The 13,784-nt window shown below is 71.8% G+C and carries 13 protein-coding genes; 7 read left to right on the forward strand and 6 right to left on the reverse strand.

The window, feature by feature from the left end; genetic code table 11:
• Window positions 1–26: 26 nt before the first annotated feature.
• The 4 genes from TR46_RS05875 to TR46_RS05890 form a co-directional block, all read right to left on the reverse strand.
• Window positions 27–3,701, reverse strand: coding sequence for a discoidin domain-containing protein (locus tag TR46_RS05875; protein ID WP_042394620.1), 3,675 nt, complete (start codon window positions 3,699–3,701; stop codon window positions 27–29).
• A 128-nt stretch (window positions 3,702–3,829) separates the two neighbouring features.
• Window positions 3,830–4,858 (reverse strand): LacI family DNA-binding transcriptional regulator, encoded by a 1,029-nt coding sequence (locus TR46_RS05880; protein ID WP_042394623.1) that lies wholly within the window; start codon window positions 4,856–4,858, stop codon window positions 3,830–3,832.
• A gap of 87 nt (window positions 4,859–4,945) precedes the next feature.
• On the reverse strand, window positions 4,946–6,211 hold the full coding sequence (locus tag TR46_RS05885; RefSeq protein WP_042394625.1) for an MFS transporter: 1,266 nt from the start codon (window positions 6,209–6,211) through the stop codon (window positions 4,946–4,948).
• Between the two features lie 22 nt (window positions 6,212–6,233).
• Window positions 6,234–7,229, reverse strand: a complete 996-nt coding sequence (locus TR46_RS05890; protein ID WP_042394628.1) for a LacI family DNA-binding transcriptional regulator — start codon at window positions 7,227–7,229, stop codon at window positions 6,234–6,236.
• Window positions 7,230–7,594: 365 nt separating this feature from the next.
• Between TR46_RS05890 and TR46_RS05895 the strand changes: the two genes are divergently transcribed.
• The 3 genes from TR46_RS05895 (at window position 7,595) to TR46_RS05905 (ending at window position 10,684) form a co-directional block, all read left to right on the forward strand.
• On the forward strand, window positions 7,595–8,737 hold the full coding sequence (locus tag TR46_RS05895; RefSeq protein WP_042394859.1) for a glycoside hydrolase family 19 protein: 1,143 nt from the start codon (window positions 7,595–7,597) through the stop codon (window positions 8,735–8,737).
• Window positions 8,738–8,960: 223 nt separating this feature from the next.
• Window positions 8,961–9,380: a YciI family protein gene (locus tag TR46_RS05900; protein WP_042394631.1), complete on the forward strand. Its 420-nt coding sequence runs from the start codon at window positions 8,961–8,963 to the stop codon at window positions 9,378–9,380.
• On the forward strand, window positions 9,380–10,684 hold the full coding sequence (locus TR46_RS05905) for an RNA polymerase sigma factor (RefSeq protein ID WP_042394634.1): 1,305 nt from the start codon (window positions 9,380–9,382) through the stop codon (window positions 10,682–10,684). The genes TR46_RS05900 and TR46_RS05905 overlap by 1 nt, the downstream gene beginning before the upstream one ends.
• A gap of 41 nt (window positions 10,685–10,725) precedes the next feature.
• Here the strand turns inward: TR46_RS05905 and TR46_RS05910 are convergent, their stop codons facing one another.
• Window positions 10,726–10,959, reverse strand: a complete 234-nt coding sequence (locus TR46_RS05910) for a hypothetical protein (protein ID WP_042394637.1) — start codon at window positions 10,957–10,959, stop codon at window positions 10,726–10,728.
• A gap of 286 nt (window positions 10,960–11,245) precedes the next feature.
• Window positions 11,246–11,404, reverse strand: a complete 159-nt coding sequence (locus tag TR46_RS42100) for a hypothetical protein (RefSeq protein WP_161790089.1) — start codon at window positions 11,402–11,404, stop codon at window positions 11,246–11,248.
• A 163-nt stretch (window positions 11,405–11,567) separates the two neighbouring features.
• On the opposite strand from TR46_RS42100, the gene TR46_RS05915 reads away from it, so the two are divergent.
• The 4 genes from TR46_RS05915 to TR46_RS05930 all read left to right on the forward strand — a co-directional run bounded on the left by TR46_RS05915 (window position 11,568) and on the right by TR46_RS05930 (window position 13,484).
• Window positions 11,568–11,978, forward strand: a complete 411-nt coding sequence (locus TR46_RS05915) for an SgcJ/EcaC family oxidoreductase (protein WP_042394640.1) — start codon at window positions 11,568–11,570, stop codon at window positions 11,976–11,978.
• Window positions 11,979–12,121: 143 nt separating this feature from the next.
• On the forward strand, window positions 12,122–12,583 hold the full coding sequence (locus tag TR46_RS05920; RefSeq protein ID WP_042394643.1) for an SRPBCC domain-containing protein: 462 nt from the start codon (window positions 12,122–12,124) through the stop codon (window positions 12,581–12,583).
• On the forward strand, window positions 12,580–12,918 hold the full coding sequence (locus TR46_RS05925) for an ArsR/SmtB family transcription factor (RefSeq protein WP_042394646.1): 339 nt from the start codon (window positions 12,580–12,582) through the stop codon (window positions 12,916–12,918). Before TR46_RS05920 ends, TR46_RS05925 begins: the two co-directional genes overlap by 4 nt.
• 71 nt (window positions 12,919–12,989) lie before the next feature.
• Window positions 12,990–13,484, forward strand: a complete 495-nt coding sequence (locus TR46_RS05930; RefSeq protein ID WP_084717976.1) for an SRPBCC family protein — start codon at window positions 12,990–12,992, stop codon at window positions 13,482–13,484.
• The last annotated feature ends 300 nt before the right edge of the window (window positions 13,485–13,784 follow it).

Below are 13,784 nucleotides of genomic sequence, written 5' to 3' on the forward strand. Positions count from 1 at the left end.
TCAGGGAGGGGCGCCGGGCGGGGCGGCTACCGTGCCCACGTCCTCGGGACGTTGTAGCCCTCGACCCGCAGCGCGGGCCGACCCGAGGGGAGCGCCTCGGCGGGCCAGGAGAGGGTGACCGACTGCGACTCCCCGGGCAGCAGCCACAGGTAGTTGTCCCCGTACAGGGTCGGCAGCACCCGCTCGCCGCTGTGGTCGTCCAGCAGCGACAGCCGTATCATCGCCGCCACGGCCGAGCCCCGGTTGCGGACCGTCGCGGTCAGCGTCCGGCGCGCGCCCGAGCCGCTCGGGCCGCTGATCGCGGCCGAGACGCGTACGGCCGGAGCGCTGTTGAGCACCGCCATGTCGGTGGGCTGCCGGTAGCGCCAGTAGGTGTTGGTGGACCGGACCCGCCCGTCGCCGTCCGTCAGGGCCAGCCGCAGCAGGTGGAATCCGGGCAGGTCGTCGGTCCAGCCGACGGCGAAGGCCTGCGTCGTGCTCGACGCCGCGACGTCCAGCGTCGTCCGCCGGGTCGCGCTTAGCTGCTGCCCCTTGATGTCGAGCAGCTGGGCCGTGACGGTCGCTCCGTCGAGCGTCCCGGGCGTGTGGTTCACGGCGATGACCTGCCAGTCGACCGGACCGGCCTGGACGTGGACGGCTTCACAAGCCTTACGGGCGCCGTAGTAGGTCCCGTTGACGTCGAAGTCGTAGTCGTAGGTCTGCCACACCGTGCTGTGCCACGCCGGGTGGGACATCCACAGCATCAGACCGCTCGCGTCGTTCCAGAGGTTGGCGTTCCATGCCTCGAACATGGCCCGGGTGTTCTCGTAGTTGACGAACTGTGCCTTACGGGCCAGGTCGTCCAGGCCGGCGGCGGTTCCGAGCCGGGACTCGATCGCCGCCCGGTAGTTCTGCGGGGCCTGGTTCCCCTTGGTGCTCCAGTCGTGATAGAACCAGGCTCCGCCTATCGGCCACTCCGGTTCGTCGCCGACCAGGTTCCGCAGGCTCTCGGCGGTGGACACCACCGGCATGCCGATCTCGGTGTGGAAGCCGAAGCTGCCGCTGCCGTAGGTGCTGGGGGCGTAGTACCGCTCCGGCTCCACCCAGCCGTACGGGCCTCCTCCGGTGACGATGCCGCCGGCCGAGTTGTTCTGGTAGAAGAGGTCGGGGGCCGCGGCCGCCACGGCCTGCCGCATGCCGGTGTCGATCGCCGCCGGCGGGTTGCCCTCGTTGGCTCCGCACCAGACCACGATGCTGGGGTGGATGCGGTAGCGCAGCACCGTGTCCCGGGCCAGGTCGTTGAAGGCGGTGTGGTCGGGCGGGTCCATGCCCCAGGCGTTGGGGAAGTCGTTCCAGACCAGCAGGCCGTGCTCGTCGCAACTGGCGTAGAACTCCTCCCGGTTGCTGCAGCCGACCCAGTTGCGGATCATCGTGAAGTTCATGTCGCGGTGCATCCGCACGGCCGCGTCCATCCGGGCTTCGGGCATCCGGCGCAACAGCTCGTCCCAGCCCCAGTTGCCGCCGCGGCAGAACACCCGGACGCCGTTCACACTGATCTTCAGCGGCGTCGGGGCGTTGTCCACGGACTTGACGTCGGTCCAGGTCGCGCCGTCGTCGGACACCTGGATCAGATAGGTCTTCGGATACGCCTGCTCCCACACGATCACGACCCGGTCGAAGGCGACCGGGGCGCCCAGGTCGACCTGGATCCACTGGTCGTCCTGGTAGGCCGAGGACCAGCGGGTGTCGGGGTTGCCGTCGGTGGCGTTGGCGGCCGGGTTGGACCCGTCCTCGGACGAGGCGCTGACCGCCTTGTGCAGGGCCAGGTCGGTGCCGGGCGCGCTGCTGCCGATCACCGAGAGGGCCCAAAGGGAGAACCCCCAACCCGTGGCCCGGGTCCGGCACTTCACCCGGACGTAGCGCGCCTGCCGCGCCCCGAGCGGCACCGACTGGGTGTACGCGTCGTCGGTGCTGGTGAACGGCAGTGGGACGGCGTAGTCGTAACCGAACTGCCGGATGCCGAAGCGGGCGGTGCGCCGGTCGCTCTGCTGGCCGTCGACCGACGCGGTGAGCGCGAGGTCGTGCAGGTCGGGACTGCCGTAGCCGTTCGGCCACCACAGCTTCGGGTTGCGGAGGAGCAACTGGGGGTGGCTGTCCGGGGTGAAGGTGGCGTCGAGGCTGCCGCCCGCCGGGACGGTGACGGTCTGTGACACGGTGACGTCGTCGAAGGCGGCGGTGACGGTGACCTGCTGGTCGGCGGTGTCGGCGTTGTGCACCGGGACCACGATGGTGAGCGCGGCCTTGCTGGTCAGGGGCAGGTCGGGAAGGCGGGTGTCGACCCGCGGGTCGCCGATGACGGCGTGGCCGGTCGAGCGCAGCCGCACATGGTTCCAGATCCCGGAGACCCGGTCCCGTACCGCCGGCATCCAGTCCCAGCCCGAGGACGCGAGGTAGGTGGGCGAGTTGCGGTTCATCATGTCGGCGCCCGCGTCGACGAAGGACAGGCCGTCAGGTCCCTTGTCGCCCGGGCTGCCCGGGAACGGCATCGGCGTGATCTTCACCGCGAGCGCCTGTGCCCCCTCGGCGGCCAGCAGGGACGTCACATCGTGCGCCGAGCGGGCGAAGGGGTAGGTCAGCCCGCCCGCCTGCCGGCCGTTGAGCCAGATGTCGGCCTGGTGGTTGACCCCGTCGAACTCCAGCCAGACATGGCGGCCGGCGCCGGTGCGCAGCTCGCTCGGCAGGGCGAACTCGCGCCGGTACCACCACGAGTGGCGCGACAGTGCCTCGGGGATCCGCAGGTTGTTCAGGCCGGCCACCGGATCGGGCAGGTGCCCCTGCTCGACCAGGGAGGTCAGCACGGTGCCGGGGACGGTGGCGGGCAGCCAGCCGCTGACGTCCACCGCGGGCCGGGACAGCTCCGCGCCGGTGCCCGCGGCCCGGTCGTCCATGGTCAGCGTCCAGCCCGACTCCAGGGGCACGGTGCCGTCGGCGGCGACGGCGAGCGGCGGCGCCGGGTGCCGGTTGGTGCCCCAGTCGGTCCAGCCGGTGGCCGGGGGGCGGCCCGCGGCCGTGCCGTACACCTGGAAGCCGTTCAGGCCCAGCGGGTTGCCGTTGGAGCGCTCGGTCACGGTCAGCCGTACCCAGCGTGCGCCGACCGGACGGTCCAGTTGGATGTCCACCACGCCGCCGGTGCCGGCGGTGGTGCGGTGGACGTTCGTCCATTGCCGGTCGTCGAGGGACACCTCGACGGTGAAGGCCACCGCGCAGCTGGAGAGGACCTCCTGGCCGGTCGTCCCGTCCCACGGATCCCCGCCGGTGGAGGGCACGAAGACCGGGTCGTCGACCGTCGCCTCGAAGGTCAGCCGGACGGCGTCCACCTGGCAGTCCGCCTGGAGGTCGACGCAGATCCACTGCGGGTCGCCGACCGCGGCCCGCCAGCCGGTGCCGCGGACACCGGTCCCGCTGATCCCGTCCACCGCGAAGGCGCCGGGCGTGGGCGCGTAGGCCGTGGACGACACGGTGACCGGGCGGTACGCGGCGAGTTCGGTGGACGCCGGGGTCCCCTTCGGGATCGGTGCCGCCGGGTCGGGCGTCCTCGGGGCGGCGGAGGCGGTCGCGGAGCTGACGGCCGGCAGCACGGCGCTCAGGCCGATGCCGGCGAGCAGGGTGGAGCCGGTGGTCACGACCGACCGGCGGGTGGGGTGGGTCGAGGGTTCTGACATGTGCGGCAGTTCCGTTCCTGAGCGGGCCCGACGGGACGGCCGGCCCCCATCCCGGCTCCTCATGACAACGTTGACATACGCTGTTCCCCTCCCCGCTCCTTGTCAAGGGATCCGCGGCATTCCGTGGATCAGCCGCAGGCTGTCCCCGGCCGGATCTCGCCGGAGCCACGGGCCACAAGCCTTGTCCGGAAACGGAGTTCACGCGGGGGGCGGCGATCCCCCGCCAGCCTGCCGAACAGCAGCTCGGCCGCGGCCCGACCGAGCGCCTCCGGATCCTGCACCACCACGGTCAGGCCGGGGCTGAGCAGATCCGCAAGCTCCAGGTCGTCGAAGCCGACCACTGCGATCCGGCCACGGTCCTGCGCGGACAACGCGCGCAGCACCCCCACGGTGATCCGGTTGTTGCCGGCGAGCACAGCCGTCACACCGACCTGAGCGGACGTCAGCCGCTCGACCGCCGCACCCACCTCGGCCGGACCCGTGGACCCCATCACGATCCACTCCGGCGACACCGGGAGACCCGCCCCGGTCATCGCCTCCCGATAGCCGCGCAGTCGCTCGGCAGCGGTGGGGATGTGCGGCAGATCCCCCAGGAACCCGATGCGGCGGTGCCCGTGCCGGATCAGGTGCGCCGCGCCCTCCCGCGCGCCACCGACGTTGTCCGTCAGCACCGCGTCCGCCTCGATCCGTCGCGCCGGACGGTCCACGAACACCGCCGCGAGGCCCGCCGTCAGCTCCGGAAGCAGGTAGCGGTGGTCGTCCCCCGCAGGCACCACGATCAGTCCGTCGACCCGACGGGAGCAGAAGGTCAGCGCCAGTTCCCGTTCCCGCACCGGGTCCTCCGCGCTCGAACCGGCGAGCACCAGGCACCCCCGGCTCCGCGCCGCCTCCTCCACCGCCCGGTTGAGCTGGGAGGAGAAGGGATCCGCGATGTCCTCCAGCAGCAGGCCGATACTGGCGGTCCTGCCGCTGCGCAGCGAACGGGCGCCGTCATTGCGCCGGAAGCCCAACTCGGCGATGGCTGCCCGCACCCGGGCAAGGGTCGCCTCGGAGACCCCGGGCTCCCCGTTGACCACCCGCGACACGGTCTTCGGTGCCACCCCCGCCCTCTTCGCGACGTCGTTCATGGTCGGTCGGGCACCGTAGTGCGTACTCATGGGCCGAGCCTACGGACAGGACCGCGGTCGGCGCGCCTCCCCGGCGCGGCGCCGAGCTGCCGGCACTCCCCTTCGGGCGGTCCGGCACTACTGAGTGTCGATCCGCTGACGTTCCTGTGCGCGGGCCATCCTGGCCAGGCCGATGACGGCGACGCAGCCGAGCGCGGCCGGGATGAGGAAGGTGTGGGGCAGTCCGACGGCGGCCGATCCGATGCCTCCAGCGACTCCGCCCAGGGCGGAGGCCAGGGCGGTGGAGCTGAGGAAGATCGCGGACGCGGTGGCGACGGCTGCCGGCAGGAGTCGCTGGGCCACGATGATGCCGAGGGCGGCGAAGACCCCCCAGACGCCGCCCATGAGGATCTGGCCGGCGAACAGCCCGGCGGCGGTTGCGGTGGTGGCGAAGCAGATGTTGGCGGCGACGCCGAAGGCCGCACCGGCGGCCATCAGCCGCATCATTCCGATGCGGCGGGCCACGACCACGGCCAGGGGCATCAGCAGGAGTTCGACGAGGGGTTGGATGCCGATGACCGCGCCGCTGAGGCCGGAAGCGAAGCCGAGTTGCTTGTTCATGTAGATGGGCAGGTAGGCGTACTTGATCGGTTCCCCGGCGTAGACCAGGACGTAGAGCGTGGTGAAGGCGAGCAGCGGCAGCATCGCCCGCGTCCCGGGGCGTCGGGCACCGGGTTGCGGCGTGTGGTCGGCCGCGAGCGGGGCGTCCGGGGTGCGGAGGGTGCCCAGCGGGACGATCTGCGCCACCGCGCAGGCCGCCGTGGCCAGGAACATGACGCGCGGGGAGGTCTGGGAGGCCAGGAACGATCCGGCGGCCGGACCGATCACCCAGCCACCGGTCAGTGCCATCCGTATGACGGATACGACTCCGTCGTTGTTCGCGTTCGGGTGGGTCGTCGTCTCGTCGTGGATCGCGGCGAAGAGCTGCGAGGTGGCGGCGCCGGCGAAGCCCAGCACGACGGCACTGATGACGTAGGGCATCCACAGCCGTGTCGACAGCCCGATGGCCGCCCAGCCGACGAATCCGGCGACCGCGCAGACGCGGAACAGACCGAGGCGTCCGCCGACCCGGTCCGAGCGCGAGCCGACGAGGTAGCCGGCCACCGGTGCGGTCAGGCTGGTGAGGTAGAACAGCCCGGCTGCGGTGAGCGAACCGCCGAGGTTGTTCACCAGGAACGACGCGATCTGCGGTGCGGCCGCCGAGGACCCCAGTCCGGACAGGAACAGGGCGACGGTGGCGCCCCGGTACAACGGGGACCCGAGCACGAGTCGCAGCGCCGACGCGCGTTCCGCCCGTTCGCCCAGCGCCGGTCCCGTGGCCTCGGCCTGCTCGTCCACTGCCATCGCCGTCGTTCTCCTGGTGTCTTCAGTTCTGGGTGCTCTGGCGGGTGACGAGTTCGACCGGGAAGCGCTGCCGGTGGCCCGGCCCCGGGTTGCCCTCCAGGAGCAGCCGGGTGGCGGCCGCCGCCATCTCCTCGACGGGCAGCCGCATGGTGGTCAGCGGCGGATTGGCGCAGACGGCGGCGATGCTGTCGTCGAAGCCGATGACGCTGACGTCCTCGGGAACGCGCCTGCCGGTGGCGGTGACGGCCTGGACGGCTCCGGCCGCCATCAGGTCGCAGGCCACGAACATCGCGTCGATGGCGGGCTCCTGTTCGAGCAGGAGCAGCGCGGCGGCGTATCCGCCTTCGCGGTGGAAGTCGCCGTCGGCCCCCACCGCGGTCAGCCCCAGCTCCTCGACGGCGCGCCGGTACCCGAGACGCCGGTCGATCGCGCACGGGTTGTCGGCGGGACCGTGGATCGCGGCGATCCGGCGGCGGCCGAGCCGGTGGAGTTCGGCGACCGCGGCGTGGGCACCGCCGGTGTTGTCGGCCTCCATGCCCGGCACGGACGCGGCGGTGGGCACCATCGACACGACCCGGCGGCACCGTCGGTAGAGCCGGGCCGCCACCGCCGGGGTGGCATCGGCGAGCACCATTCCGAGCGTGGCGTCGGCCGCTATCTCCTCGACGGCGTCAGCGGCGGCCTCGCGGCCCACCGCGTGCAGGCGCAGTTGCGCGTCGGCGCTTTCGAGTACCGGCATCATTCCGGCCAGGACCCGGCTGAAGTACGGATGGGTGCCGAGCCGGCCGGTCCGGTTGCCGGAGGTCACGGCGATCACGTCGACGGCACGGCGGCGGCCGGAGGCCAGGGCCCGGGCGGACTCGTTGGGCTGGTAGCCCAGCTCGGCGACGACGGCGCGAACCCGGGCACGGGTGAGCTCCGACGCGCCCGGGGCATTGTTGACGACCCGGGAGGCCGCCGCCCGGGACACCCCGGCCGCGCGCGCGACGTCGTCGATCGTGGGCCGGAACCCGGTCATCGGAACCCGCACTGTCCACCGCCATCCGTTCGAGTCGTCGGAGCAGTCCGGACCATAGGCCCGAGAGCGCTCTCACGCAAAGCCCATTCCGATAGGTCTAGACCTTGACGGGGACATGTGATGTGAGTTCAATCAGGTCCGAGGAATGTGCTGACGTCACCTCAACTGCCGTTCTACCAGCGGCTTGTCGGCACATCTCTGGCTCCCGCCCGGCCCCGGGCGGGCGAGCCGTCCTGCCCTGCCCCCACAGCGGCGTGGACGCAGGCACGTCACAGCCTCCCCCTCCACGACAAGGGAGTACCCCCATGCGCACCTTCCACCTGCCCCGACGGCGGCCCCGGCCGCTGCCCCGGCTCTCCTCCGCGATGGCGCTGACCGGCGCGGCCGTGCTGGCCGCGAGCGGCCTCACCCTGGCCATGGCGCCCGCCGCCGCGGCGGCGGTCAACTCCGGCGAGAGCTACACCGTCACCAACCTCAACAGCGGCAAGTGCGTGGACGCCAGGGCGGCCGGCACCGCCAACGCCACCGCCGTCCAGCAGTACGCCTGCAACGGCACCGCCGCCCAGAACTGGGTGTTCACGGCCACCAGCGGCGGATACTTCCAGGTCGGCAGTGCCGCCGGTACCGCCCAGGTCTGGGACGACTCCAACGTCTCCAGCGCCGACGGATCACTGATCCAACTGTGGACCTACGGCGGCGGCAACAACCAGCAGTGGCTGCCGGTGCTCGAATCCGGCAGCACCTACCACTTCGTCAACCGCTTCAGCGGCAAGTGCCTGGACGTCCCGTCCGCCTCCACCGCGGACAGCGTCCAACTGCAGCAGTACACCTGCAACGGCACCGCGGCCCAGTCCTTCAACCTGTCCAGCGGGGGCGGCGGTACGGGCAACCCGCCCGGCGGCTTCGTGGTCAGCGAGGCCCAGTTCAACCAGATGTTCCCGAACCGGAACGCCTTCTACACCTACAGCGGCCTGACCGCGGCGCTCAGCGCCTACCCGGGATTCGCCACCACCGGCAGCACCACCGTCCAGAAGCAGGAGGCCGCGGCGTTCCTGGCGAACGTCGACCACGAGACCGGCGGGCTGGTCTACGTCACCGAGATCGACCAGTCGGGGAACTACTGCGCCAGTGAGTCCTACGGCTGCCCGGCCGGAACCTACGCCTACTACGGGCGCGGCCCGCTGCAGATCAGCTGGAACTACAACTACAAGGCGGCCGGGGACGCCCTCGGCATCGACCTGCTGGACAACCCCTACCTGGTCCAGAACGACGCCTCGGTGGCCTGGAAGACCGGGCTGTGGTTCTGGGACACCTCGACCGGTGGCGGCAGCATGACCTCGCACGACGCCATGGTCAACGGCGCGGGCTTCGGCCAGACCATCCGCGCCATCAACGGCGGCCTCGAGTGCAACGGCAACAACACCGCCGAGATGCAGGACCGGATCAACGACTACCAGCAGTTCACCCAGATCCTGGGCGTCCCGGCCGGCAGCAACCTCAGCTGTTAGCCACGACCGGCTCCTGCCCGGGCCACCGCCCGGGCAGGAGCCGCGTGGCAGCCGTTACGGGTCCAGGCGGGCGATCGTCAGCGCCGCCGCGGCCCGCGGTCAACCGGTTTTCGGATTCCGCGGAAGTCGCGGCGGTGTCGTGTCGATCCGCTGCCGTGCCGTTCGACCTAGGGGTGAGAGGGTCGAGGGACGACCCGGTACACAGGTGCACAGGAGGCCGAAGATGTCGAAGTACATGCTGATCATGCGCGGCACGGACGAGTCCATGGCGAAGATGATGGAGACGCCCTTCGAGGAGATGCTCGAGACGGTGGGCCGCTTCAACGAGGAACTGATCCGGGCCGGGGTACTGGTGGCGGCCGAGGGCCTGGACGACGCCGGACAGGGCGTGGTGGTCGACTTCGGCGGCGAGACGCCGGTGGTCACCGACGGTCCCTACGGTGAGACCAAGGAGCTGTTCGGCGGCTTCTACCTGATCGACGTGGCCTCCAAGGAGGAGGCGGTCGAGTGGGCCAAGCGCCTCCCCGCGGTGCCCGGCTCCAAGTGCGAGGTCCGCCGCGTGCCGAGCGTGGACGAGTTCCCGCAGGACAACGAGTGGATCATCAAGGAGCGGGCCTGGCGTGAGCGGACCGGCCAGCTCTGATGCGCGCACCCGGAGAAGGCCCGCCGAGCCCGCAGGCGGCTCGGCGGGCCGTGGAGGCCGTGTGGCGGATCGAGTCCGCCCGGATCGTCGCCGCGCTCAGCCGCTACACCGGGGACTTCGAGCTCGCCGAGGACGTCGCCCAGGAGGCACTGGCCGAGGCGCTGGTCAGCTGGTCGCGCGAGGGTGCGCCGGCGAACCCGGTCGGCTGGCTGCTGACCACCGCGCGGCGGCGGGCGATCGACAGCTACCGCCGGGGCTCGGCCCTGGACGAGCGGTACGCCGCACTCTTCGGACGCCTCACCGAGGGGCAGGCCAGCTCGGGGGCCGAGGTGCCACCGGAGCGGGCGGACGACCTGCTCTGGGACCCCGACCGGGTGGACGACGACGTCCTTGCGCTGATGTTCATCGCCTGCCACCCCGTGCTGTCCCCCGAGGCGCGGGTGGCGCTGACGCTGCGCACGGTCGCCGGGCTGACCAGCGAGGAGATCGCCCGCGCGTTCCTGGTGCCGGTGCCCACCGTCCAGGCGCGCATCACCCGGGCGAAGAAGACGATCGCCGCAGCGGAGGTCCCGTTCGAGCTGCCGTCGGCCCAGGAGCGCCGCAACCGCGTCGGCGGGCTGCTCAGCGTGCTGTACGTGATCTTCACCGAGGGCTCGACGGCGACCGCCGGCGACGATCTGCTCCGCGCCGACCTCGCCTACGAGGCGATCCGCCTGACCCGCATGCTGGCCGCTCTGCTGCCCGACGAACCGGAGGTCTCCGGGCTGCTGGCGCTGTGCGAGCTGACGGCCGCGCGCTTCCCCGCCCGCACCGGCCCGGACGGCGAGCCGGTGCTGCTCGAGGACCAGGACCGGCGGCGGTGGGACCGCTCCGCGATCCGCCGCGGCCTGGCCGCGATCGGCCGGGCCGCCGCACTGGGTCACGGCCTCGGCCCCTACGGGCTGCAGGCCGCGATCGCCGCCTGCCACGCGACGGCGCCCTCCGTCGCCGAGACCGACTGGCAGCGCGTCGTGCTCCTCTACGAGGCGCTGGGCCGGGTGGCCCCCTCCCCCGTCGTCGAACTCAACCGCGCGGTCGCCGTCGCGATGGCCGCCGGGCCGCAGCAGGCCCTCGACATCGTCGACGAACTGGTCGCCGGCGACCGGCTGTCACAGTCGCATCTGCTCCCCAGCGTGCGCGGTGAACTACTGCGCCGACTCGGGCGCACCGCCGAGGCCCGGGCCGAACTCGAACTCGCCGCCCGGCTGTGCCGCAACATCCGCGAACGGTCCGTCCTGCTGCGCAAGGCGGCCGCACTCGGCTGAACGCGGCAGGCGCGAGCCGGGGTTCCGCCGCGGTCAACCCTTCATCTCCCGGACCACTCCCCCGGCGCATCGACCCAGTGGACCTGCGCCGGGTCGGTGAAGTCGGTGCCGGGCCGCTGCTCCTCGACGAAGGCCATGAACTCCTGCTGACTGGCACAGGCCCGCCACAGCGGACCCCGGCCGCGGCGCACCAGCCGGACATGGCGGTGACGGTCCTCGGCGACGTAGGCGCTGACCTCGACGGGATACTGCTCGGGCCCGGGATTGGTGTCCATGGCACCAGCGTCAGCCCGCACCGGCCGGGCCGCACTCCGGCGCGACGGCCCCGTTCGGGGCGCGCCCGACGGTCCGGCGACGGCAGGCGCCGCCGCGGGCGGTCGGCGGGGCCGCCATCGACCTGACCGGGATCGACATCCCCGACGACGCCGAACTTCGCAGCTGGTCAGACGCTTCCCGGACCGCAAGCTCACCCTAAACCTGAGGTTCAGGGTGAACTTCCATCCGCTGCCGGCACAGGTGTGATCACGAGAAGGACATCCCGGCAGGCGCTCCGGGCCGGCCCTACTCCTCGCGACTGAACGCGGCCTCCTCGGCCTCGGCGTTCTGGGCGTTCTGCGCAGCCGCGACGAGCTCGCGCACGTATGAGTGGGCCTGCTCCTGCGACAGCTCGGGGGCCAGGGCCAACAACCGGCCCGCCCACTCCTCGATCAGATCAGTCATACAAACCACGACACCACTCCCTCCCTCCGCCCGCCACTCCGACGGATCGCGCCCCGGCACGGTCGTCCGGGGTCCGGGCGCGATGAGTTCCGGTCTCCCCGCCGGTATGTATCGACGAGCCCGCCGGAACCCGCCGGGCGAACCGGTCACAAGGGAGAACCCGATGTCACACACCCACGTCGAGGACGAAGCCGCGATCCAGGCCGTGCTGGTCGACTCCTACCGGGCCTGGGAGGCCGGCGACGCCGACGCCATGGTCGCCGACTACACCACGGACGCGACCGCCATCGTCACCGGCTCGCTCCGCGACGGCCGCGAGGCGATCCGCACCAGCATGGCCCAGGGCTTCGACGGGCCGCTCAAGGGCACCGCGACCTACAACAAGCAGCTCAGCATCCGCTTCCTCGGCGACGACGCCGCAATCGTCGTCAGCGAATCCGGCATCCTGTTCCCCGGCCAGACCGAGGTCCCGGAGGCCGGCAAGGTGAACTGCACCTGGACCCTGGAGAAGCGCGACGGCCAGTGGCTGATCGCCGCCTACCACAACAGCCCGGTGCTGACGCCCGGACAGTAAGCAGCAGGGCGGCCCCGTCCTGCCAGTCAGGGCGGGGCCGGCCTGGCCTCCCCGACCATTCACGCAACTAAAGGTTGCGTGAGGGTGGGACCGGCGATACGCTGACATGCAACCGTTAGTTGCGTTTAGGCCAGGAGGAGCACATGGAGTACGGCAGCATCGAGCGGGAGCTCCGCATCGACGCCACCCCCGAGGTGGTCTACGAGGTGGTCAGCTCTCCCGAACACCTGCGCGAGTGGTGGCCTGACGACGCCGACCTGGACCCGGTCCCCGGAGGCACCGGCTCGATCACCTTCGGCGACCCGGCCACAGCCGACGCGGAGATCGCGCTGCTCACCGTCCTGGAGGCCGACCCGCCCCGCCGGTTCGCGTTCCGCTGGGCGCACAGCGAGGGCCCGGCCACCGAGGCGAACTCGTTCCTGGTGACCTTCGACCTCGCTCCCTCCGGCGGCGGCACCCTGGTGCGCTTCAAGGAGACCGGTTTCCGTGAGCGCGGGTGGGAGGCCGCCGTGCTGGAGGAGGCCTACCTCGACCACGTCCGTGGCTGGAACGTCTTCCTCCCACGCCTGGTCGCGCATGCCAACGAGCTGGTCGCGCGGCCGTGAGCACCGACATCGACGACGACCTCTGGTCCGCCGTCGGCGACCCGACCCGCCGGCGGATGCTCGACCTGCTCCTCACCGCCGGCGGCGGCACGGCGACCACGCTCAGCGAACGGCTGCCGGTGACCCGGCAGGCGGTCGCCAAGCACCTCGGCGTGCTGGACCGCGTCGGTCTGGTGCACATGACGCCTGCCGGGCGCGAGCGCCGCTACGAGGTGGACGAGGCCCAACTCGCCCGCGCGGTGGCCCAGCTGTCCGCTGTCGGCAGGGCCTGGGACGCCCGACTGCTGCGGATCCAGCGGATCGCCGAGCGGATCCAGCGCGGCAGGTCCGACTGACCGCGACGTCCGACCGGCACACACCCGACCGCTCAACCACCCGGCACTACGAGACAAGGATGCGATCGCTCATGACCACACACTCCGCGGGCAGCCGCGAGACGAGCACAGCAGGCACAGCGCGCGCCGAAGGCGGCTACTCGACATCGTTCACGGTTCAGCAGTCACCGCAGGAGGTCTTCGCCGCCGTCCTGGACGTGGGCGCCTGGTGGACCGGTCAGGTCGAGGGGCGCGCCGACGAGTTGGGGGCCGAGTTCAGCTACCGGCATCCCCCTCAGCACTACAGCCTCCAACGCGTCGACGGCCTCGAACCGGACCGTCGCGTGGTCTGGCGGGTGACGGACAGTCATCTGTCCTTCGCTCCGCATCCGGAGGAATGGACCGGCACCGAGATCGTGTTCGACATCGTCCCCACCGCCGACGGCACCGAGCTGCGGTTCACCCACGTGGGCCTGGTGCCGGAAGTCGAGTGCTTCGGCGCGTGTTCCACGGGCTGGCTGCACTACATCAACGGCAGCCTGCGCAGCCTCGTCACCACCGGGGAGGGCCTGCCCGATCCGTGGTGACCGGCCGGCGTGGGCGGCGGGCGCGGGTCGTCGGGCGCGATGGCGACGGGCCGCGGCGGCGCCCGCTCCCGACCGTGGTCCTGCCCGCCGACATGGCGCCCAGCAGCGTCGTCGTGGTGTGGAACGAGGGCGACAGCAACCCGCTGATCTGCTCCTTCGTGCAGATCGCGACGGCCGCCTACCGCGGCTGACGCCCGGGGGATCCGGCTTGTCCCGGATTCGGTCGAAGGGACCTGTAACGGCCTCGTAAGGACTCGCCGGCCGCCTGTGGAGAACATCGACGGCACCCTGCCGCGAAGC

It is taken from the genome of Streptacidiphilus carbonis, assembly GCF_000787775.1.
Taxonomy (GTDB): domain Bacteria; phylum Actinomycetota; class Actinomycetes; order Streptomycetales; family Streptomycetaceae; genus Streptacidiphilus; species Streptacidiphilus carbonis.

Bases quoted from the DNA above. Each gene is read 5' to 3' on its own strand.
- TR46_RS05890 (WP_042394628.1), bottom strand. From the start codon at position 7,229: ATGACCGGGTTCCGGCCCACGATCGACGACGTCGCGCGCGCGGCCGGG.
- TR46_RS05930 (WP_084717976.1), top strand. From the start codon at position 12,990: ATGACCACACACTCCGCGGGCAGCCGCGAGACGAGCACAGCAGGCACA.
- TR46_RS05875 (WP_042394620.1), bottom strand. From the start codon at position 3,701: ATGTCAGAACCCTCGACCCACCCCACCCGCCGGTCGGTCGTGACCACC.
- TR46_RS05885 (WP_042394625.1), bottom strand. From the start codon at position 6,211: ATGGCAGTGGACGAGCAGGCCGAGGCCACGGGACCGGCGCTGGGCGAA.
- TR46_RS05905 (WP_042394634.1), top strand. From the start codon at position 9,380: ATGCGCGCACCCGGAGAAGGCCCGCCGAGCCCGCAGGCGGCTCGGCGG.
- TR46_RS05880 (WP_042394623.1), bottom strand. From the start codon at position 4,858: ATGAGTACGCACTACGGTGCCCGACCGACCATGAACGACGTCGCGAAG.
- TR46_RS05895 (WP_042394859.1), top strand. From the start codon at position 7,595: ATGGCGCTGACCGGCGCGGCCGTGCTGGCCGCGAGCGGCCTCACCCTG.
- TR46_RS42100 (WP_161790089.1), bottom strand. From the start codon at position 11,404: ATGACTGATCTGATCGAGGAGTGGGCGGGCCGGTTGTTGGCCCTGGCC.
- TR46_RS05920 (WP_042394643.1), top strand. From the start codon at position 12,122: ATGGAGTACGGCAGCATCGAGCGGGAGCTCCGCATCGACGCCACCCCC.
- TR46_RS05915 (WP_042394640.1), top strand. From the start codon at position 11,568: ATGTCACACACCCACGTCGAGGACGAAGCCGCGATCCAGGCCGTGCTG.
- TR46_RS05910 (WP_042394637.1), bottom strand. From the start codon at position 10,959: ATGGACACCAATCCCGGGCCCGAGCAGTATCCCGTCGAGGTCAGCGCC.
- TR46_RS05900 (WP_042394631.1), top strand. From the start codon at position 8,961: ATGTCGAAGTACATGCTGATCATGCGCGGCACGGACGAGTCCATGGCG.